Below are 18865 nucleotides of genomic sequence, written 5' to 3'. Positions count from 1 at the left end.
ATAAGAGAAATTCGAGCATTCATCGGCTCGCGGCGCGGGCCTAAACTGGCTTCACCGTCACAGCCGTGACGAAGCCGGCGAAACCGGCCAACCGATCCAAGGAGCCCATCATGTCCCGTCTTTCCACTCTCGCCCCCGCCGATGCCACCGGTGCCACCGCGGAAGTGTTCGCGAAGATCCGCAAGGCCGTCGGCAAGGTGCCGAACGCCTACGCGACGATCGGCACGCATCATCCGGAAGCGCTCGCCGCGATGCTCGGCGTCGATGCGATCGTCGCCGGCGGCACGCTCGGCAAGGCCGAGATCGAGACGATCAAGCTCGCGGTCAGCGAAGCGGCCGGCTGTGACTACTGCGTCGCCGCGCATACGCTGGCCGGCAAGTTCGCCGGGCTGTCGCCCGAGACGATGCAGCAGGTGCGCGCCGGCGAGCCGACCGGCGACGCGAAGCGCGACGCGCTGGTGGCCTTCGTGCGCACGCTCGTGACGACGCGCGGCACGGTGCCCGCCGACGCGTTCGAGCGCTTCATCGCGGCCGGTTTCACGGAACGGCAGGTGGTGGAGGTGAGCCTCGCGATCACGTCGATCACGTTCACGAACCTGATCAACCGCGCGAACGATACGACGCTGGATTTCCCGGCCGTGAAGTGAGTGCCGGGCAGGGCGCGCGGCGGCGGCGAGTGCCGCGCCGCGCGAGGAGGCGGAGAGGCGGGCAGCGTGCCGGCGGCGCAGATGCCGCCGGATCTCGCCCACGTCGTGCTTACTGCGCGCGCTGCGCGAGGCCGGCCGTCAGCAGCTCGGTCAGGAGGCCTGTCATCCCTTCCGGATGGTCGGCCGCCTGCTTTTGCAGGTCCGCCACCAGCTCGACGTTGAGCTTGCACGCGAACGGCACGAGGCCCTGCGCCTGCTCGATGCGGCGGCGTTCGCGCCGGTCGAGCGCCGCCGCATCGGCGGTGGCCTTGCCGAAACGCGCGGAGCCCGACTGCTTCATCGCCTGCGTCAGCTTCAGTGCCTTGTTCTTTTCCAGATCCGTCTTCTTCATCGCCATCGTCGGCACCCTTCGTCCAAATCAAATGGGTGCGATTGTACGCATCGCGGTGCCCCTGCGGGCAACCCGCGTTGCCGATTGCGCGGGCGCGCTATCTAAAAATAAAAGTTTTTGCGCATAAACCCTGCCTTGGCCGCGCCGGGGCCGGCGGCGGCTGCCGCATTGCCGGATACAATGCGGCAGCCCGTTTTCACGACGACCCGAATCCCGCATGACCCAAGCCTCCCGCGCGTTCCTGCTCGGCCCCCTGCTGAAAGGGGTTTCGCGCTCGTTCTACCTGACGCTCGCCGTGCTGCCCGCCGGCATGCGCGACCCGATCGGCCTTGCCTACCTGCTGGCGCGCGCGGCCGACACGATCGCCGACACCTCGCTGCTGCCGCCGGCGCGGCGCCTCGAATGGCTGCTGTCGCTGCGCGAGCAGGTCAACGGGACGCCCGACCCGGCGGCGCTGCGCACGATCGCGGCCGAGGTCGCGAGCCAGCAGACCGAATCCGACGAGAAGGTGCTGCTCGAATCGCTCGGCCCGGCGCTCGCGATTCTGGCGCAGCTTGACGAGACCGATCGCGCGGCCGTGCGTGGCATCGTGACCACGCTCACGCAGGGCATGGAGTTCGATCTCGTGACGTTTCCGGACGAGACCTCGGGCCAGCTCGCCGCGCTGCCCGACGACGCGGCGCTCGATCACTACACCTACATGGTGGCCGGCTGCGTCGGCGAGTTCTGGACCACCATGACGCTCGCGCATCAGCCGGGCGTGCTGCGGCGCGACGCCGACACCATGAAGGCGCTCGGCATCCGCTTCGGCAAGGCGCTGCAGCTGACGAACGTGCTGCGCGACGCGGCCAAGGACCTGCGGATCGGCCGCTGCTATCTGCCCGCCGACCGTCTCACGCGCGAGCGCATCGCGCCGGCCGACCTGCTCGGCAGCGAGGCATCGCGCCTCGCGCGGCCGGTGATGCTCGAGCTGGTGCGGGTCGCGCTCGGGCACTTCCACGCGGCGATCGACTACACGTTCGCGATCCCGCCCACCGCGATGCGGCTGCGCCTCGCCTGCATCTGGCCGATCGCGATCGGGCTGATGACGCTGCGGCTGCTGGTGGTCAACGACGCGTGGCTCGCGCCGGGCCATGCGTCGAAGGTGCGCCGCAACGACGTGTACAAGGTGATTGCGTGGTCGATCCCGCGTTCACTGTCGAACGGCTGCCTGCGGCGCTGGTTCGACCGGATGATCGGCGAGATCGAGCGCGTGCTCGACGCGTCGGCGGTGACGCGGCACCGCTGAGCCGCAATCGTTTTTCCTCCCGCCTTTCGCCGGCCTTCCCGCGCCGCGCATGACAGCCGCCGGGCGCTTCCGCCCGGCGCCGCTTTCCCCTCGATGCCCGTCCCGCCGCGCCGCACGCGCGGCGGCGGCATGCGTGCGCCGCGTAGGGCCGCCGCCGCATCATTCCAATTTTTTTGAAAATCATTCAACCGACAGCCCAATTCTCAATGCCGGGCTACGTATTCAGAATGGGTCCCGGTTTCCTTGCACCCAGGCTGAAACATGTACCTCGATCACGCGACCTTCGTTACCGATGACCTCGATGCCCTCTGCGGCTTCTTCGCCGACGTCGTCGGGCTCGAAGCCGGCCCGCGTCCGCCGTTCTCGGTGGAGGGCCGCTGGTTCTATCTCGGCGGCCGCCCGGCGATCCACCTGATACGCGTGGCGCTGCCTGCCACGGCGGCGCCCGGCCTGCCGCGGATCGATCACGTCGCGCTGCGCATCGACGAGCGTGCCGAATGGGATGCGCTGCTCGGCCGTCTGGCCAGCCGGCGCATCGCATACCGGCTCGGCGAGGTGCCGCTGACGAACGAACTGCAGCTGTTCGTGCCGATCGCGCCCGGCGTGACCGTCGAATTCGTCACCACGTCGCATCGCGCGCCAGCCTGAGCGCCCCTCATCCGACCCACCCGACCCACCCGAACGAATCCGCATCCACCCGACAGGAGAAACCCGATCATGCCTACCGCCAATCTTTTCACCGCCGCCACGCTGGCCGGCCGCGACGTCGCACACCGCGTCGTGATGGCGCCGATGACGCGCGCCCGCAGCACCCAGCCCGGCGACGTACCGAACGCGATGAACGCGCGCTATTACGCGCAGCGTGCCTCGGCGGCGCTGATCGTCACCGAGGCGAGCCAGATCACGCCGCAGGGCAAGGGTTATTCGTTCACGCCCGGCATCCACAGCGAGGCGCAGATCGCGGGCTGGCGTTTCGTGACCGACGCCGTGCATGCCGGAGGGGGCCGCATCTTCCTGCAGCTGTGGCACGTCGGCCGCATGTCGCATCCCGATTTCCATCACGGCGAGCTGCCGGTCGCGCCGTCCGCCGTGTCGTTCGACGGCCAGATCTGGAAGGTCGACGCCGCGACCGGCGTGGGCGCGATGGTCGATTGCCCGACTCCGCGCGCGCTCGAGAACGCCGAGGTCAAGCAGATCGTCCGCGACTTCGCGCAGGCGGCCCGCAATGCGATCGCGGCCGGCTTCGACGGCGTCGAGATCCACGGCGCGAACGGCTATCTGGTCGACCAGTTCCTGCGCACCACCTCGAACCAGCGCACCGACGAATACGGCGGCTCGCGCGAGAACCGGCTGCGCTTCCTGACGGAAGTGGTCGACGCGGTGGCGGGGGAAATCGGCGCGGCGCGCACCGCGATCCGCCTCGCGCCGTTCCTGACCGCACGCGGCATGGCGTGCCCGGACATCCTGCCGACCATGCTCGAGGCGGCCGCCTGGCTGCAGGCGCGCGGCATCGCCTACCTGCATCTGGTCGAGGCCGACTGGGACGACGCCCCGCAATTCACCGAAACGTTTCGCCGCGAGATCCGCGAGCGCTTCACGGGGCCGATCATCGTGGCCGGCAAGTACGACGTCGCGCGCGCGAACAGGGTGCTGTCGAACGGCTATGCCGACTTCGTCGCGTTCGGCCGCCCGTTCGTCGCGAACCCGGACCTGCCGTACCGGCTCGCGCACGATCTGCCGCTCGCCGACTTCGACGGCGGCACGCTGTTCGGCGGCGACGAGCGCGGCTACAGCGATTACCCCGCGCTCGAGCACGACACTCCCGACACCGCCACGGCCTGACGCGCCGGGCCCAACCCGGGAGATCCCCATGCTCATCGATTCGCTCATGGATCGCGCCCGGCGTGCGTCGGCCACGATGGCCGGCGCGCTGCTGGCGGTGGTCGTCACCACGCTGGCGCCGGCCGCACCGGCCCGGGCCGAGGCCGCCGACCAGGTGCAGCCGAAGCAGCTGATCGCCGATCGCAGCCTGCCGGCCACGCAGCTTGCCGCGCAGCTCCACGCGGCCCGGCTCTACGACACGTTCTGGTCGACCGGCGACGAGACCCAGGCGCGCGCGGCGCTCGCGCCGGACTTCGTCGACCGCACGCTGCCGCCTGGGCGCGCGCAGGGCGTGGCCGGGCCGCTCGCCGCGTCGCGCGCGTTCCATGCGGCGGTGCCGGACGTCCACTGCGAGGTGGAGCAGATGATCGTGGCCGGCGATCGCGTGGTCGCGCATCTGCACTTCAGCGGCCATTTCACGGGAAGCTTCGGCAGCGTGCGGGGCCACGGCCAGCCGGTCGATTTCATCGCGACCGACATCTACCGGATTCGCGACGGCCGGATCGCCGAGAACTGGCATCTTGAGGATAACTTGACGTTTCTCACGCAACTGGGCGTCGTGAAGCACTGACGCCGCAACGCCTCAACACCGCCATGCGCGCGCGGCACGTCGGCTTGGCTCGCGTTCGCGCGCCATTGGGCAAGCCGCCGCCGAGCCGCGTTACCATGCCGTCTGCCCGACCCGCACCCGCCCGCATCGCATGGACAACCTCGGCGACATTCGACTCTTCGTGGAAGCAGCCAGCCTCGGCAGTCTGTCCGCCGCCGGCCGCAAGCTCGGCCTGTCGCCGGCGGCGGCCAGCGCGCGGCTCGTCAAGCTCGAGCGCGCGCTCAGCACGCAGCTGTTCGAACGCTCCACGCGCAAGCTGCGGCTGACCGACGAGGGGCGGCTCTACCTCGAGCACTGCCGGCATGCGCTGCAGACGCTCGACGACGCGCGCGCGGCGCTGCAACTGGGGCGCGCGTCGATCGGCGGCGCGCTGCGCGTGTCGGCCACCTCCGATTTCGGCCGCGTCGTGCTGCGGCGCTGGCTCGACGAATTCAACGACCGGCATCCGCAGGTGGCGCTCACGCTGGTGCTGGCCGATTCGCTGTCGAACCTGCTGCACGACGACATCGATCTGGCGATCCGCTTCGGCGTGCCGGCCGACAGCGCGATGATCGCCAGGCGCCTCGCCGACAACCGCCGCGTGCTGTGCGCGGCGCCGTCCTATCTCGCGGCGCGCGGCGCGCCGCGGCATCCCGACGAACTGGCCGGCCATGCGTTCGTGCTGCTCGGTTCGTCGGCCGGCATCGCGAACCAGTGGCGCTTCGAGCGCGACGGCGAGACGGTCCACGTGACGGTGCCGCCCGAGCGAGCGCGCCAGACCAACGACGGCGCGCTCGCGCGCGAATGGGCGATCGAGGGACGCGGGGCGGTGATGAAATCGATCTGGGATGTGGGCGCGGACCTGCGCGCGGGGCGCCTCGCGCTGCTGCTGCCCGAGTGGCGCTGCCCGGAGCTGCCCGTGCATGCGCTGTTCCAGCGCAATCAGTACATGGCGCCGCGCGTGCGGGCGCTGCTCGATTTCCTGGAGCAGCGCTTCGCCGAGGCCGCCGTCGAGATCGCGCCGTTCCTGCGCTGAACGTGCCGCGGCACGGCGCAGGCGGCGCGCGATTTACTTCGTGACCGCGAACAGCGTGAGGTTCATGAAGATCTTGAACGCGTAGCCGAGCGTGACGGCGCCGGCCACGCCGCCGATCCACAGCAGCACGAACCAGGCCCAGCCGGGCAGGCGGCCCGGGCGGCGCGCCTCGCGCGAGGGACGGCCGGCGGCCGGCTCAGTGGTGGTAGTAGTGCTGGTCTTCATGGCGGATCTTGCCCCGGAATACCCAGTAACCCATGGTGGTGTAGGCGATGATGATCGGCAGGATCACCGCGGCGCCGACCAGCGTGAAGATCTGGCTCGAACGCGGCGCGGCCGCTTCCCACAGCGTGACGCTGCGCGGGATCGCATACGGGAACAGGCTCACCAGCAGCCCGATGTAGCCGAGCGCGACGATCGCGAGCGCGAGCACGAACGGCAGCGTATCACGCCGCGCGCGCACCGCGCGGTACATCCACGCGCCGCAGGCCACCACCAGGAACGGCACCGGCATCAGGTAGACGAACAGGCCCGAGCCGAACCAGCGCTGCGCGACGGCGGGCTCCTGCAGCGGCGTCCAGATGCTGACGATGCCGATCAGCGCGAGCAGCACCACGGTGAGCGGCCACACCACGCGGTGCAGGCGGCGCTGCAGGTCGCCCTCGGTCTTCGCCACCAGCCAGCAGCAGCCGAGCAGCGCGTAGGTGGCGACGAGGCCGAGGCCGGTGAGCAGCGAGAACGGCGTGAGCCAGCCGAACGGGTCGCCGGCGAAGCGGCCGTCGGCCACCGGGATGCCCTGCAGGTAGGCACCGAGCGCGATGCCCTGGAACAACGTCGCGCCGGCCGAGCCGCCGATGAACGCGAGATCCCACAGATGCTTGGTGCGGAGTGCCTTGGCGCGCAGCTCGAACGACACGCCGCGGAAGATCAGGCACACCAGCATGAACACCAGCGGCAGGTAGAGCGCCGGGAGCACCGTCGCGTAGACGATCGGGAAGGCCGCGAACAGGCCCGCGCCGCCGAGCACGAGCCAGGTCTCGTTGCCGTCCCAGACCGGCGCGACCGTGTTCATCATCAGGTCGCGTTCGCGTTCGTCGGGAAAGAAGGGGAAGACGATGCCGATGCCGAGGTCGAAGCCGTCGAGCACGACGTACATGAAAAGGCCGAGGGCGATGATCGCAGCCCAGATGACGGTGACGTCCATGAGAGTTCCTTGTGCTTCCTTGTGCGGTTCGTGTCGTGGCGGCGCTCAGGCGGCGTCGATCAGCTGGTCCGGGGCCGACAGCGGGCGGCGGCCCGACTGCTCGCCGTGCGCATCGGTGTGCGAGTCGCGGTGCGAATCCGTGTGCGAGCCGCCGCCGTGTGGCGCGTCGGGCAGTGACGGCCCCGCGTTGATCAGCTTGAGCAGGTAGTAGATGCCGGTGCCGAACACGAGGAAATAGACGAACACGAACGTCATCAGCGACAGCCCGACCTGCTGCGTGGTGAGCGGCGAGGCGGCGTTGGCGGTGCGCATCACGCCGTACACCACCCACGGCTGGCGCCCGGCCTCGGTCGTGATCCAGCCGGCCAGCAGCGTGATGAAGCCGGTCGGCCCCATCACCAGCGCGAGCCGGTGGAACCAGCGCGCGTCGTACAGGCGGCCGCGCCGGCGCAGCAGCCAGCCCGCCAGCGCGAGGCCGATCATCGCGAAGCCGAGCGCCACCATCACGCGGAAGGTCCAGAACACCAGCGTCGAGTTCGGTCGATCCTCGGGCGCGAAGCTCTTCAGGCCGCGGATCTCGCCGTTCCAGCTGTGCGTGAGGATCAGGCTGCCGAGGTGCGGCACCTTCAGCGCGTAGCGCGTGGTCTCGGCCTGCATGTCCGGGATGCCGAACAGGTTCAGCGCGGTGCCGCCCTGCTCGGTGTCCCACAGCCCCTCGATCGCGGCGATCTTGGCCGGCTGGTACTTGAGCGTGTTGATGCCGTGCTGGTCGCCGACCACGGCCTGGATCGGCGCGAGGATCAGCAGCAGGCCGAGCGCCATCGAGAACATGGTGGTGACGCTCTTGTCGCGGCGGCCCTTCAGCAGATGCCAGGCGCCGGTGGCGGCCACCACCAGCGCGGCGACGATGAACGCCGCGATCGCCATGTGGGCGAGCCGGTACGGGAACGACGGGTTGAAGACGATCTTGAACCAGTCGGTCGGCACCACGCGGCCGCCGACGATCTCGAAGCCCTGCGGCGTCTGCATCCAGCTGTTCGAGGCGAGGATCCAGAACGTCGAGATCAGCGTGCCGATCGCCACCATCAGCGTGGCGCCGAAGTGCGCGCGCGGGCTCACGCGGTTCCAGCCGAACAGCATGATGCCGAGGAAGCCGGCCTCGAGGAAGAACGCGGTCATGACCTCGTACATCAGCAGCGGGCCGGTGACGGCGCCGGCGAAGCTCGAGAAGCCGCCCCAGTTGGTGCCGAACTCGTAGCTCATCACCACGCCGGAGACCACGCCCATGCCGAACGCGACCGCGAAGATCTTCGACCAGTAGAGGCAGAGGGTTTTGTAGTGGGGCAGGCCCGTTTTCAGCCAGCGGTATTCGAGCACCGCGATGAAGCTCGCGAGGCCGATGCTGAGCGCGGGGAACACGATGTGGAACGAGACGGTGAAGGCGAACTGCAGGCGGGCCAGATCCAAGGCCGAAAGAGCGGTATCCATGTGCGTGTGACCGGAAGCGTGCGACGGCCGCGGGCGGGTGCCGGGCGGCCCTCCAGGCGCCGCGCGATATGCAGCGGCAGCGGGGATGTGCGCAGTATTGCGGGCAAGATCGACGTCTGAAATGTGCCAACTCGTCGCACTTTGCGCTGATGATTTTCCTGTTCTTGATCAATATCGAGATAACGCATTGATAAGCATCAAAAAAGTTCGAGATCGAGTGCGCGCGTTGAAATGCGGTTGTCTGCCGCAGCTGCGGCAATCAACCGCTGTGTCGGGCAGGCGACGGCGGCGCTCGCGGCGCGGGCCGCCGGCACTCGGCGGCCGCCTCGCGCGAAGCCGCGCGGCACCGTGTGGATTCCGAACGATCGCGCGCGCGGCCGGCCATGTTTCGACTGGCTGTCGGCTTGCTTCCGAGGCGCCTACAGCGAGGTCGCCCCTGGTTCCGGGGCCGATGCACCGCGCGCCTCGTCAATTGTTTCCGCGTATTACGAGGTAATTCAACGCAGACCAATCCGCGTGGTTTTGCCACGGCACGGTCACGAATGTAACGGTCCGCAAAATCACTGCGCAGACTCGTAACTGACGGCGCGCGGCCGGCGGGTAGCGTCTCGGGTATCGACAAGACGCGGGGCGCGGCCCCGTGTATCCCGGAGCGTGAAGTGAACAAACTGAAGATCGTGCTCGGCGTCGCGGCGGTTGCCGCCGTGACCGCCACGAGCGCCGCCCATGCGGCGCGGGTGGGGGTGTACATCGGCCCAGGCTGGGGCGGCTACTGGTATCCGCCGCCGCCCGTCTACTACGCGCCGCCGCCGCTGGTCGCGGTGCCGGTCGATCCGGGCCCGCCGCCCGAATACGTCGAGCAGGGCGGCCAGCCGCCCGGGCCGCCGCCCGAGGAGGCCGGCGCGCCGCCGCTCGAACCCGGCGCCTGGTACTACTGCAACGCGTCGAAGCGTTACTACCCCTACGTGAAGACCTGTTCGTCGGGCTGGCGCGAAGTGCCGGCCCGCCCGCAATGACCATGACGAGATCACCGATGAAATTCGAAATCCGCACCGGTGGGCGCTGGGCGCTCGCCGCCGCCGCGGGCGCCGGCCTGCTCAGCGCCTGCGCGGTGATGCCGCCCGGCCCCAGCGTGATGGCGCTGCCCGGCACGGGCAAGACGTTCGACCAGTTTCAGGCCGACGACGGCAACTGCCGCCAGTTCGCCACCAATCAGGTTGGCGGCGTGTCGTCGAACCAGGCCGCCACCGCGAGCGCGCTCGGCAGCGCGGCGGTGGGCACCGCGCTCGGCGCGGCGGCCGGCGCGGCCTTCAACGGCGGCCGCGGCGCGGCAGTGGGCGCGGGCGCCGGGCTGCTGGCCGGCAGCGTGGTCGGGATGGGCAACGCGCAGGGTTCGGCCTACGACGTGCAGCGTCGCTACGACTATGCCTACATGCAATGCATGTATGCGGCCGGCGATCGCGTGCCGGTGCCGGGCCGCGTGCGCAGCCGCGACGATGGCGGCTACGGCGGTGGTTACGGTGGCGGTGGTGGCGGTGGTGGCGGCTATGGCGGCGGTCCCGCGCCGGGCGGCTACGGCGGCAATCGCGGCTACACGCCGCCGCCGCCGCCCGACATGCCGCCACCGGATTGACCGGTTGCGGGCCGGCGCGGGCATGCCGACGCGCCGGCCATGCATGACGCGCGGTGCCATGCCGCGCGTCATGCATGGTCCCTGCGTCATGCATCGCGCCGGGAGATCCATGCTGTGGATATCCCGCGCGGTTGCACACGCGATGCGTTAGGCGATGATGACGATCCGAACCCGCATCGCTCACGATCACCGCCTCCGCGAACCATCGATATATCGGCCGAAACGCATCGCGTATTCGTCGGCTCAATGACGTCGTTGTCCGCGCTGCTTTCCACCGCTGTCCGCGTAGTTCCGCGCGTTTCGTTTCCCTTTCCTTCCGCATTCGCACCGCGTCCCGCGCCGTGCGCGAATATCGCTCCGTATCCATCGTGAAAGCACGATGAAGAATCGGCACGCATGCGATGCGTGTTGCCGATTCCAGCCGGCGTCATTCACAAACTTTGATCCTGCTCAAATTCCTTGCTGATTGGGCGCTATAGCGTGGCGAAGCTGTGTCGTTATCTCGTTTGGCGATTCACGGGTACGCGCCGTGCGTCGCGTTGGTAACGAATCGTGTGGGGAAGGCGGCGCCGTCGAAGTCCGGAGCGATTCGACGGAGGAATCGCAAGCCGTCATCAGGTCCGCCGATCCGAGGTGATTTTCCCGATGTATCGCGCCGCCCGTTGCCAGGCCGAAGCGTGCCTCGGGGAATGACAGGCGATCGTGTCGCCGCCGCGAGACGAGCCCTGATGCGGCCGCTGGTTCGCCGCGCAAAGGGATGCGGCAGCCGCACGATTCCCGTTTTAATAATCCCAATTTCCGAGAGAACCTTCGCGAGATGGAAGATTCATCGATGCATCCATTGAAGCTGGTCGGCCTCACCACGCGCCTCTATACGCGCGTCGTCGACAGGCCGCTGCGCGAACTCGGTTTCGCGATGAGCCAGGTGCCGGTGCTGAGTCTGCTGAAGGCGGCGGGGGCGCTGTCGCAGGCGGAGCTGGCGCGCCGCATGCAGGTCGAGCAGCCGAGCATGGCGCAACTGCTGAACCGGATGGAGCGCGACGGGCTGGTCTGCCGCGTGGCCGATCCGGCCGACAAGCGCAGCCGGCTGATTTCGCTGACCGAGGACGCCGACCGCAAGCTGCCCGAGGGCAAGGCGGTGCTGGACGAAGCGAGCCGCATCGCGCTCGACGGATTCAGCGACGACGAGCGCCGGCAACTGGCCGGGCTGCTCGCGCGCGTGAACACGAACCTCGACCGCGTGATCCAGGCCGACGGCCTCGACCTCGGCATCTGCTGCGTGGAAGAAACGCACGTCTGAACGGCCGGACGGTGAGCGGCCTGCCGGCCGGCGGCCGCGCCGTCGGCGCGTCCGTGCCCGATTTAAATTGGAAAGGGCGCGGCGACGCGCCGGATTGCGTACACTCGTTTTTTTTCCGCCACAACGTCAGCCGCGCCGGCCTGCCGGCCTCCGGCGACACCCGAGGACGCATTCCATGATCGATCTACGTAGCGATACCGTGACTCGCCCGAGTCAGCCGATGCTGGCCGCGATGAGCGCCGCCGAAGTCGGCGACGACGTCTGGGGCGACGATCCGACCGTCGCGCGACTGCAGGCTGCGGTCGCCGAACGGGCCGGCAAGGAGGCGGGCCTGTTCTTCCCGAGCGGCACGCAGAGCAATCTCGCCGCGCTGATGGCGCATTGCGCGCGCGGCGACGAATACATCGTCGGCCAGCAGGCGCACACCTACAAGTTCGAAGGCGGCGGCGCGGCCGTGCTCGGCAGCATCCAGCCGCAGCCGCTCGACAACGCCGCCGACGGCTCGCTGCCGCTCGATCGCATCGCCGCCGCGATCAAGCCGATCGACAATCACTTTGCTCGCACGCGCCTGCTCGCGCTCGAGAACACGATCGGCGGCAAGGTGCTGGCGGCCGGCTACGTCAGCGAGGCGACCGCGCTCGCGCGTAGCCGTGGCCTCGCCACCCATCTCGACGGCGCGCGCGTCTGCAACGCCGCCGCCGCTACCGGCAAGCCGCTCGCCGAGCTGTGCGCGCCGTTCGATTCGGTGTCGATCTGCTTCTCGAAGGGGCTCGCCGCGCCGGTCGGCTCGGTGCTGGTCGGCAGCCGCGAGCTGATCGAGGTGGCGAACCGCTGGCGCAAGGTGCTGGGCGGCGGCATGCGCCAGGCCGGCGTGCTCGCGGCAGCGTGCCTCTATGCGTTCGACCATCACGTCGAGCGGCTCGTCGACGATCACGCCAACGCCGAGCGGCTCGCCGCCGGCCTCGCGCGGATCGACGAGGTGAAGGTGCTGTCGCAGGCGACGAACATGGTGTTCGCGCAGTTCCCCGACGCCGACTGCGCGCCGCTCGAAGCCTGGCTGAAAGCGCGTGGAATCCTGACGCAGATGTTGTACGCATCGCGCTTCGTCACGCATCGCGACGTGTCGGCAGAGGGGATCGATACGTTCGTCGAGGCCGTGCGCGCGTATTTCGCGCAGAAGGCGCGGGCGGCCTGAGTGGCTTGATGGTTCGAGCGGGCGGCGGGCGCGGCCCGCGCGCGGTTCGCTCGAGCCCGTGCGGATGTGGTTCGCCATGCGGCTCGATTTCGCGCGATGCCGCTGGTCGACGTCTGCGAGCGCCGCGGCCGGCCGATCCGGCTGGCGCGGTGCGCTGCCCCGGGCTCCGCGGCTCGCGATTCAGGTACGCGCCACGTTCGCTCCGCGCGTTCGCGCAGCCGGCCCGCGACCTCGGGCGGCCCACGCCGCCCGGCCCGCTCCCTCCTTCGTCGTGCCGACCGTTCAGGCCGGCACCATCACCGGCGGCGCACCGTCGCCGGCATCGATCATCTTCACCGTGAAGCCGAAGCAGCGCTCGATCAGTGCGGGCCGCATCACGTCGGCGGGCGCGCCCTCGGCGAGCAGGCCGCCGTCGGCGAGCAGCGCGACGCGGTCGGCGTGGCGCGCGGCGAGGTTCGGATCGTGGACGATGGTCAGCACGCCGAGCCGCCAGTCGCGCGCGAGCTCGCGCACCGTCGCGAGCAGATGGTGCTGGTGCGCGAGATCGAGCGCCGCGGTCGGTTCGTCGAGCAGCAGATAGCGCGGCGCATCGTCGGGATGGCGCTGGTCGTCGTCGGGCCAGAGCTGCGCGAGCACGCGCGCGAACTGCACGCGCGCGAGTTCGCCGCCCGACAGCGTGGTCACGTCGCGGCCGGCCAGCGCCGCGGCACCCGCCAGCGCGAGCGCGCGCTGCGCGACCTCGTGGTCGCGCGCGGCAAGGGCGCCGCCCGGCCGCGCGTGCGGATAACGGCCGAGCAGCACGAGTTCGTCGGCGATGAACGGAAACGCCGGCTGGGCCGCCTGCGGCAGCACCGCCCGCAGCCGCGCGAGCGTCGCGGCGCGGAGCTTGTCGAGCGGCGTGCCGTTCAGCGTCACGCTGCCGCCCATCCGCACGCGGCGCGGCGCGCCGACGCCGTGGAATTCGCCGGCGAGCGCTTTCAGCAAGGTGCTCTTGCCGGCGCCGTTGCGACCCAGCAAGGCGGTCACGCGCCCCGGCGCGAGTTGCAGCGAGAGCCCGTGCAGCACCTCGTGGTGGCCGCGGGCGATGGACAGATGGTGGGCGATCAGCATGATGGAAACCGGAACGAGCGCATCAGCCGCCGAACGCCTCGCGGCTCTTGCGCAGCAGCGCGAGGAAGAACGGCGCGCCGATCAGCGCGGTCAGGATGCCGAGCGGAATCTCGACCGGCGCGGCCACGGTGCGTGCGGCGAGATCGGCGATCACCACCAGCAGCGCGCCGAGCAACGCCGCGCCCGGCATCACGACGCGCTGGTCCGGGCCGCACACGAGCCGCACGCAATGCGGCGCGACCAGCCCGATGAAGCCGATCACGCCGGTACTCGAGACCAGCGCGCCGATGCCGAGCGCGGTGGCGAGCAGCACGCCGCGTTTCACGCGCTGCACCGGCACGCCGAGGTGCAGCGCCTCGGTTTCGCCGAGCTGCAGTGCGTTCAGCGCGTGGCGTTCGCGCGCGAGCCAGGCGGTGGCGGCCAGCGCGAACGGCGCGACGGCCGCGAGTGTGGACCACTGCGCGCCGCCGACGCTGCCGAGGCTCCAGAACGTCAGCGAACGCAGCTGCGCGTCGCTGGCGATATAGGTAAGCAGGCCGATCGCCGCGCCCGCGAGCGCGTTGATGGCGATGCCGGCGAGCAGCAGCAGCGGGACCGCGAGCCGGCCGCGCGTGGCCGCGAGCCGGTAGACGAGCGCGGTCACGACCAGCGCGCCGAGGAACGCTGCCACCGGCAGCGACAGGGCCGGCACCGGGCCGGCCGCGACCAGCGGGCCGAGCACGATCAGCGCGCTCGCGCCGAGCGCCGCGCCGCTCGACACGCCAACCAGCCCCGGGTCCGCGAGCGGATTGCGGAACAGCGCCTGCATCGCCGCGCCGGCGCTGCCGAAGCCGAGCCCGACCAGGGCCGCGAGCACCACGCGCGGCGCGCGAATCCCGATCAGCACCGCGCGCGCCTGCTGCTGCGCGGCGTCGCCGGGCGAGAGCAGCGCGGCCAGCATCTGCGCGGGCGTCAGCCGGTAGGCGCCGATGCTGCATGCCGCGAGCATCGCGAGCAGCAGCGCGACCGCGAGCGCGGCCAGCATCGCGTGTGCGATCCGGCGCCGCCGTGCCACGGCGCGCCCGCCCGACGCGGTCGGCTCGGGCCGATGGGTACGCGGGCCGGCGATCATCGAGCCGGTCGGCATCAGGCCGCCGGCGCGGCCGGATCGCCCGAGCCGGCGCATGCGGGCGATGCATCGAGATCCTGACGATCGCCCGCGGGCGGGGTGGACGAGACGTGGGGCGTGGACGCGACGGCGGCGTCCGGGGCCGGCGCGGCGGCGGGGACGTCGAAAGCACCGGTGGGGGCGACGCGGCGCAGCCGGCGCATGAGCGGATGTCGAAGCATGTGAATCTCCCGTTGGAACGTCGAGCTTGCGGCTGGCTCGGTGAGAGATGTCCACCTGGCTGGCATTGCGTCGCCATGGCCGGCTGGCCGGCGAGAACAAGGCAATCGGAAAGCGATGATCTTAAGTGAGAACGATTATCGTTTCAATGCGACGTGACCCGCTGGACATGATGCAAGCGGCCGCGGTCTTGTCGGCAACTAACGGTCTGACCGACGGGATTCCGCGACACCGGCGGGGCGGTTGCCTGACGATCGATTTCGCCAAGGCTTGCCGCGAGCCGCCGGCCCTGGCCGGGACGGGAGCACGAACGGGAGCGGGAGTGATGAAGACGGAAGGGGGCGCCGGCGCATGAAACGGCCGGCGGCGGAGTCATTCCGGGTCCACGGCGGCGCATGGCGCGCCGCCGTGCGCGCTCACACCTTGGCCGGTGCCGGCGAAGCCGCCGAGGCCTGCGCGGTTTGTGAGGTTTGTGCGGCCTGCGCGTTGCGCACCACCTGCGCGACGCGGCCGAGGAATTCCGGGTCGGCGCTGACCACGGCTTCGCGCTTGCCGTCGGGCGTATCGACCATCAGCCGGTGCATGATGTCCTGCGAGGACCAGGTCAGCCAGCCGACCACGATCAGCATCACGCCGACCACGATCGCGGCGCTCGACGCCTGGAGCAGGCCGAAGACGAGCCCGACCACGCCGAGCAGCGAAATCGCGGCCGGCACGATCCAGTCCTTGTTGATGGTCACGACCTCGACGCCGCGAATGTCGCGCAGCGCGAACACGAGGCCCGCGCAGGACAGCCCGTTGCGAGTGACCGAGACGCCGTGTTCGTTGAATGCGTTTTCCATGATGACATGCCGGGTGGAAAACGGGGAGCGTAGCAGAATTCCTGCCGGATCTGCCCGAAAACGCGGCGCGGCGGAATGATGGCGATCAGGGAAGCCGTTCGCCGCGCTTGTCCAATGTGGTGGTCAGGCGGTCGGGTGGCTCAGGTCAGAGCAGCGAGGCGCCGTCCTCGTAGAGCCGGCCCGGCACATGCGAGGCGACGGCTTCGGCGATCTGGACGTCGGTGCTTTCGGCCGGGACGATGCGGCGCCGCGCGGGGGCGTCGAGATGCATGGTCCATTCGACGAGACGATAAGGGCGCCCCCACGGCCGCTGCATCGCCACCGACACGCGGCAGCTCTGGACCGGATACGCATGCTCGCGCGTCAGTATCGTCGGGAGGTGGTTGAACACGATATCTTCGATCATTGTTTCCTCCAGTCCTGTTCCGCCCGGTGGCGAGGGCCGTCCGGCGCGCGGGCAAAAAAAACGCCGCCGATGCTCAGGCGGCCAACAGGGGGGGTGAGAGGATCCTCTCAATCCAGAATTAAATGAAACTTAAAGCGCAAAAAAAAACGTCCCGCCAGGAGGCGGGACGTTCTGCCGTAGTTTGCCGCGAGTGAAGCGGGTGCTTAGAACTTGTGGCGGATACCGACGCGGGCAGCGATCTGGTTCTTCGAACCCGTGCCCGACGTGCTGAAGTAGCTGGTGCTCGAGCCGATCTGCGCTTGCACGCCCTTGCCCGAAGCCTGTTGGTAGACCACCAGGCCGTAGACGTCGGTGCGCTTGCTCAGTGCGTAGTCAACCGTGCCGTTCACCTGGTTCCAGTGGTACGACTGGTTGCCTTGCGTGGCGCTCGAGTACGTGTAGCCGAGTGCGCCCGACAGTGCCGGCGTCAGGGCATACTTCACGCCGGCTTCGTAGGCGTTGTACTTCGTGCCGTTCGTATTCAGCGCGTCGAACTGCGTGTTCGTCCACAGGACCCATGCCGTTGCCGGGCCGAACACGTAGCGGCCGCCGACGCCGAACGTGCGCAGGTCACGCACCGTGCCCGTGCCGAGGTTCGCGATCGAGGTCGAGAAGGCCGGCGATGCCTGTGCCGGGAAGCTGATGTCCGTATAGGCCGCGCCGATCGATGCCGGGCCGTTCGCGTAGTTCACGCCGAAGCTGTACGCGCGCGACGAGCCGGCCGTCGTGGTCGTGCCTGCCGTCGTCGAGTTCGCGCCGGCGAACGCGCCTGCCTGGTTCGAGAAGCCGTACAACGCGCCGAACGTCAGGCCGTAGTAGTTCGCGCTCTGGAACTTGACCGAGTTGTTGATGCGGCTCGAGGTCAGCTGGTCGATGTCGTTGACGTGGTAAGCGTAGTTACCGACGACCGTGTTGCCACCGGTCGAGTAGTTCGAACCGAGGATGTCGGTCGAGAACGAGTACTGGCGGCCGAACGTGACCGTGCCCATGTTGTTCTTCGACAGGCCGACGAATGCCTGACGGCCGAACATCGCGCCGCCCTGGCCCAGCGTGCCGTTGCCGCTGTTGAAGCCGTTTTCGAGCACGAAGATCGCCTTCAGGCCGCCGCCCAGGTCTTCCGTGCCGCGGATGCCCCAACGGCTGCCTTGCGCGACGCCGTCGTCGTACTTGAACAGCTTGTCCGTGCCGCCGGCAGCGTTCTTGCTGTGGTTGACGTAGCTGATACCCGCGTCGATGACGCCGTACAGCGTGACGCTGCTTTGTGCGTGCGCGGCGCTTGCCGTCGCGGCCAGGATGGCGGTGGTCAACAGTTTCTTGTTCAAAGCAATCTCCGAGCGAAATAAGGGTGTGCGGTTCCGCGCTCTTGAAGGCGTCTTGGAGGGAACGGGGCGAACTTTATCGGGACAGGAGGGAAATGAATATGACAGTCACTGTCATAGTTCAGACCTGTCGCGCCCACGCCACAGCCTCCGGTCAGCGGTTGCACCCGCAACGAATATGACTTTTCCGCGTTTGCTTTTCGCGTTCACGCATCGATGCTGATGACGATCGATTGGTTGGGCGTTCGCCGTCGATGTGCGACGATGCGCCGCATTCCAAAACGTGAGAGGTTGCAATGGCGCGCTTTTCCAGCGGGTTATGGGGTTTGGTCGGACGGGGGGCGATCGGCGGCGCGCTGGCGTTCTGCGTCATTTCCGCAGCGCAGGCGGACGGCGCGCCGCCGCTGAAGATCGGCACCATGAGCGGGCCCGACGCGCAGATCTGGAACGAGGTGGCGAAGGTGGCCGCGCAGGACGGGCTGCCGATCAAGGTGATCGAATTCAACGACTACGTGCAGCCGAACGCGGCGCTCGATTCCGGCGATCTCGACGCGAACGGCTTCCAGCACCAGCCGTTTCTCGACAGCCAGATCAAGCAGCGCGGCTATCGGATCGTCGGCGTCGGGCTCACCTACACGGCGCCGATGGGCTTCTACTCGAAGCAGCTGAAATCGCTGAAGGACCTGCCGGTGGGCGCGAAGGTCGGCATCCAGAACGATCCGTCGAACGGCAACCGCGCGCTGCTGCTGTTGCAGAAGTACGGCGTGATCAAGCTGAAGGCCGGCGCCGGCAGCAACGGCGTGAACGCCACGCCGCTCGACGTGGCCGAGAACCCGAAGAAGATCAGGCTGGTGGAGCTGGACGCCGCGCAGCTGCCGCGCGCGCTGCCCGACCTCGACGCGGCCTCGATCAACACCGATTACGCCGTGAAGGCCGGGCTCACGCCCGTCAAGGACGCGATCGCGATCGAGGATCTGAAGGGGCCTTACGCGAACCTGATCGCGGTGCGCGCGCAGGATCGCGACAAGCCGTGGGTGAAGAAGCTGGTGGCCGCCTACGAATCGGACGACGTGCGCAAGTTCATCGACGCGAAGTTCAACGGCGCGATCGTGCCGGCGTTCTGAAGTGCGGCCGGCCGTGCAACCGGGCGGCGAGACGGCCGGCCCGCGC

At 69.2% G+C, this 18865-nt stretch carries 21 protein-coding genes; 11 read left to right on the top strand and 10 right to left on the bottom strand.

From position 1 onward, the window contains the following. Nucleotides 1–110 precede the first annotated feature (110 nt). On the top strand, nt 111–647 hold the full coding sequence (locus BpN12_RS13900) for a carboxymuconolactone decarboxylase family protein (protein WP_246793151.1): 537 nt from the start codon (nt 111–113) through the stop codon (nt 645–647). A 109-nt stretch (nt 648–756) separates the two neighbouring features. On the opposite strand, the gene BpN12_RS13895 is transcribed toward BpN12_RS13900, so the two are convergent. After that, on the bottom strand, nt 757–1044 hold the full coding sequence (locus BpN12_RS13895; protein WP_198256436.1) for a hypothetical protein: 288 nt from the start codon (nt 1042–1044) through the stop codon (nt 757–759). 211 nt (nt 1045–1255) lie between these two features. On the opposite strand from BpN12_RS13895, the gene BpN12_RS13890 reads away from it, so the two are divergent. From BpN12_RS13890 to BpN12_RS13870, 5 genes are all read left to right on the top strand, one after another. Then, complete coding sequence (locus BpN12_RS13890) at nt 1256–2326, top strand: phytoene/squalene synthase family protein (protein ID WP_246793150.1); 1071 nt, start codon at nt 1256–1258, stop codon at nt 2324–2326. Nucleotides 2327–2587: 261 nt separating this feature from the next. Next, nucleotides 2588–2974 carry a VOC family protein gene (locus BpN12_RS13885; RefSeq protein WP_246793149.1) on the top strand — a complete coding sequence of 129 codons (387 nt, stop codon included), beginning with the start codon at nt 2588–2590 and terminating at the stop codon, nt 2972–2974. Nucleotides 2975–3043: 69 nt separating this feature from the next. Then, complete coding sequence (locus tag BpN12_RS13880) at nt 3044–4168, top strand: alkene reductase (protein WP_246793148.1); 1125 nt, start codon at nt 3044–3046, stop codon at nt 4166–4168. A 28-nt stretch (nt 4169–4196) separates the two neighbouring features. Then, complete coding sequence (locus tag BpN12_RS13875; RefSeq protein WP_425306270.1) at nt 4197–4778, top strand: ester cyclase; 582 nt, start codon at nt 4197–4199, stop codon at nt 4776–4778. Nucleotides 4779–4908: 130 nt separating this feature from the next. Beyond that, nucleotides 4909–5832, top strand: a complete 924-nt coding sequence (locus tag BpN12_RS13870) for a LysR family transcriptional regulator (protein ID WP_246793147.1) — start codon at nt 4909–4911, stop codon at nt 5830–5832. A 33-nt stretch (nt 5833–5865) separates the two neighbouring features. On the opposite strand, the gene BpN12_RS13865 is transcribed toward BpN12_RS13870, so the two are convergent. Genes BpN12_RS13865 through BpN12_RS13855 form a run of 3 tightly spaced genes read right to left on the bottom strand, consistent with a single transcriptional unit; the run spans nt 5866 to nt 8524 of the window. Then, the gene (locus tag BpN12_RS13865; protein WP_198256441.1) at nt 5866–6057 is read right to left on the bottom strand and encodes a hypothetical protein; all 192 of its coding nucleotides are present in this window, start codon (nt 6055–6057) and stop codon (nt 5866–5868) included. Further along, nucleotides 6029–7036 carry a cytochrome d ubiquinol oxidase subunit II gene (gene cydB, locus BpN12_RS13860; protein ID WP_246793146.1) on the bottom strand — a complete coding sequence of 336 codons (1008 nt, stop codon included), beginning with the start codon at nt 7034–7036 and terminating at the stop codon, nt 6029–6031. Before cydB ends, BpN12_RS13865 begins: the two co-directional genes overlap by 29 nt. A gap of 45 nt (nt 7037–7081) precedes the next feature. Further along, a complete protein-coding gene (locus BpN12_RS13855) occupies nt 7082–8524 on the bottom strand; it encodes a cytochrome ubiquinol oxidase subunit I (protein ID WP_246793145.1) in 1443 nt (480 codons plus the stop codon). A gap of 659 nt (nt 8525–9183) precedes the next feature. On the opposite strand from BpN12_RS13855, the gene BpN12_RS13850 reads away from it, so the two are divergent. The 4 genes from BpN12_RS13850 (at nt 9184) to ltaE (ending at nt 12652) form a co-directional block, all read left to right on the top strand. Continuing rightward, nucleotides 9184–9540 (top strand): hypothetical protein, encoded by a 357-nt coding sequence (locus BpN12_RS13850; RefSeq protein ID WP_246793144.1) that lies wholly within the window; start codon nt 9184–9186, stop codon nt 9538–9540. A 17-nt stretch (nt 9541–9557) separates the two neighbouring features. Then, the gene (locus BpN12_RS13845) at nt 9558–10157 is read left to right on the top strand and encodes a YMGG-like glycine zipper-containing protein (protein WP_246793143.1); all 600 of its coding nucleotides are present in this window, start codon (nt 9558–9560) and stop codon (nt 10155–10157) included. Between the two features lie 832 nt (nt 10158–10989). Next, nucleotides 10990–11457, top strand: coding sequence for a MarR family winged helix-turn-helix transcriptional regulator (locus tag BpN12_RS13840; RefSeq protein ID WP_246793142.1), 468 nt, complete (start codon nt 10990–10992; stop codon nt 11455–11457). Between the two features lie 175 nt (nt 11458–11632). Continuing rightward, nucleotides 11633–12652: a low-specificity L-threonine aldolase gene (gene ltaE / locus BpN12_RS13835; RefSeq protein ID WP_246793141.1), complete on the top strand. Its 1020-nt coding sequence runs from the start codon at nt 11633–11635 to the stop codon at nt 12650–12652. A 282-nt stretch (nt 12653–12934) separates the two neighbouring features. Here the strand turns inward: ltaE and BpN12_RS13830 are convergent, their stop codons facing one another. The 6 genes from BpN12_RS13830 to BpN12_RS13805 form a co-directional block, all read right to left on the bottom strand. Beyond that, nucleotides 12935–13762 carry a heme ABC transporter ATP-binding protein gene (locus BpN12_RS13830; protein WP_246793140.1) on the bottom strand — a complete coding sequence of 276 codons (828 nt, stop codon included), beginning with the start codon at nt 13760–13762 and terminating at the stop codon, nt 12935–12937. A 22-nt stretch (nt 13763–13784) separates the two neighbouring features. Next, complete coding sequence (locus BpN12_RS13825) at nt 13785–14873, bottom strand: FecCD family ABC transporter permease (protein ID WP_246794719.1); 1089 nt, start codon at nt 14871–14873, stop codon at nt 13785–13787. 14 nt (nt 14874–14887) lie between these two features. Next, entirely contained in the window at nt 14888–15091 is a 204-nt protein-coding gene (locus tag BpN12_RS13820) for a hypothetical protein (RefSeq protein ID WP_246793139.1), read from the bottom strand. A 414-nt stretch (nt 15092–15505) separates the two neighbouring features. Next, nucleotides 15506–15931, bottom strand: a complete 426-nt coding sequence (locus tag BpN12_RS13815) for a DUF6232 family protein (protein WP_246793138.1) — start codon at nt 15929–15931, stop codon at nt 15506–15508. A 145-nt stretch (nt 15932–16076) separates the two neighbouring features. Next, the gene (locus BpN12_RS13810; protein WP_042629076.1) at nt 16077–16337 is read right to left on the bottom strand and encodes a DUF2866 domain-containing protein; all 261 of its coding nucleotides are present in this window, start codon (nt 16335–16337) and stop codon (nt 16077–16079) included. A gap of 203 nt (nt 16338–16540) precedes the next feature. Continuing rightward, on the bottom strand, nt 16541–17698 hold the full coding sequence (locus BpN12_RS13805) for a porin (RefSeq protein WP_246793137.1): 1158 nt from the start codon (nt 17696–17698) through the stop codon (nt 16541–16543). A gap of 293 nt (nt 17699–17991) precedes the next feature. Between BpN12_RS13805 and BpN12_RS13800 the strand changes: the two genes are divergently transcribed. Then, on the top strand, nt 17992–18819 hold the full coding sequence (locus BpN12_RS13800) for a MetQ/NlpA family ABC transporter substrate-binding protein (RefSeq protein ID WP_246793136.1): 828 nt from the start codon (nt 17992–17994) through the stop codon (nt 18817–18819). The last annotated feature ends 46 nt before the right edge of the window (nt 18820–18865 follow it).

The organism is Burkholderia perseverans, from assembly GCF_022870505.1.
Lineage (GTDB): Bacteria > Pseudomonadota > Gammaproteobacteria > Burkholderiales > Burkholderiaceae > Burkholderia > Burkholderia plantarii.
Note: the sequence above shows the minus strand (reverse complement) of the source record. Positions and strands in the feature narration are given on the sequence as shown.

Bases quoted from the DNA above. Each gene is read 5' to 3' on its own strand.
- BpN12_RS13900 (WP_246793151.1), top strand. From the start codon at position 111: ATGTCCCGTCTTTCCACTCTCGCCCCCGCCGATGCCACCGGTGCCACC.
- BpN12_RS13895 (WP_198256436.1), bottom strand. From the start codon at position 1,044: ATGGCGATGAAGAAGACGGATCTGGAAAAGAACAAGGCACTGAAGCTG.
- BpN12_RS13890 (WP_246793150.1), top strand. From the start codon at position 1,256: ATGACCCAAGCCTCCCGCGCGTTCCTGCTCGGCCCCCTGCTGAAAGGG.
- BpN12_RS13885 (WP_246793149.1), top strand. From the start codon at position 2,588: ATGTACCTCGATCACGCGACCTTCGTTACCGATGACCTCGATGCCCTC.
- BpN12_RS13880 (WP_246793148.1), top strand. From the start codon at position 3,044: ATGCCTACCGCCAATCTTTTCACCGCCGCCACGCTGGCCGGCCGCGAC.
- BpN12_RS13875 (WP_425306270.1), top strand. From the start codon at position 4,197: ATGCTCATCGATTCGCTCATGGATCGCGCCCGGCGTGCGTCGGCCACG.
- BpN12_RS13870 (WP_246793147.1), top strand. From the start codon at position 4,909: ATGGACAACCTCGGCGACATTCGACTCTTCGTGGAAGCAGCCAGCCTC.
- BpN12_RS13865 (WP_198256441.1), bottom strand. From the start codon at position 6,057: ATGAAGACCAGCACTACTACCACCACTGAGCCGGCCGCCGGCCGTCCC.
- cydB (WP_246793146.1), bottom strand. From the start codon at position 7,036: ATGGACGTCACCGTCATCTGGGCTGCGATCATCGCCCTCGGCCTTTTC.
- BpN12_RS13855 (WP_246793145.1), bottom strand. From the start codon at position 8,524: ATGGATACCGCTCTTTCGGCCTTGGATCTGGCCCGCCTGCAGTTCGCC.
- BpN12_RS13845 (WP_246793143.1), top strand. From the start codon at position 9,558: ATGAAATTCGAAATCCGCACCGGTGGGCGCTGGGCGCTCGCCGCCGCC.
- BpN12_RS13840 (WP_246793142.1), top strand. From the start codon at position 10,990: ATGCATCCATTGAAGCTGGTCGGCCTCACCACGCGCCTCTATACGCGC.
- ltaE (WP_246793141.1), top strand. From the start codon at position 11,633: ATGATCGATCTACGTAGCGATACCGTGACTCGCCCGAGTCAGCCGATG.
- BpN12_RS13830 (WP_246793140.1), bottom strand. From the start codon at position 13,762: ATGCTGATCGCCCACCATCTGTCCATCGCCCGCGGCCACCACGAGGTG.
- BpN12_RS13825 (WP_246794719.1), bottom strand. From the start codon at position 14,873: ATGATCGCCGGCCCGCGTACCCATCGGCCCGAGCCGACCGCGTCGGGC.
- BpN12_RS13820 (WP_246793139.1), bottom strand. From the start codon at position 15,091: ATGCTTCGACATCCGCTCATGCGCCGGCTGCGCCGCGTCGCCCCCACC.
- BpN12_RS13815 (WP_246793138.1), bottom strand. From the start codon at position 15,931: ATGGAAAACGCATTCAACGAACACGGCGTCTCGGTCACTCGCAACGGG.
- BpN12_RS13810 (WP_042629076.1), bottom strand. From the start codon at position 16,337: ATGATCGAAGATATCGTGTTCAACCACCTCCCGACGATACTGACGCGC.
- BpN12_RS13800 (WP_246793136.1), top strand. From the start codon at position 17,992: ATGGCGCGCTTTTCCAGCGGGTTATGGGGTTTGGTCGGACGGGGGGCG.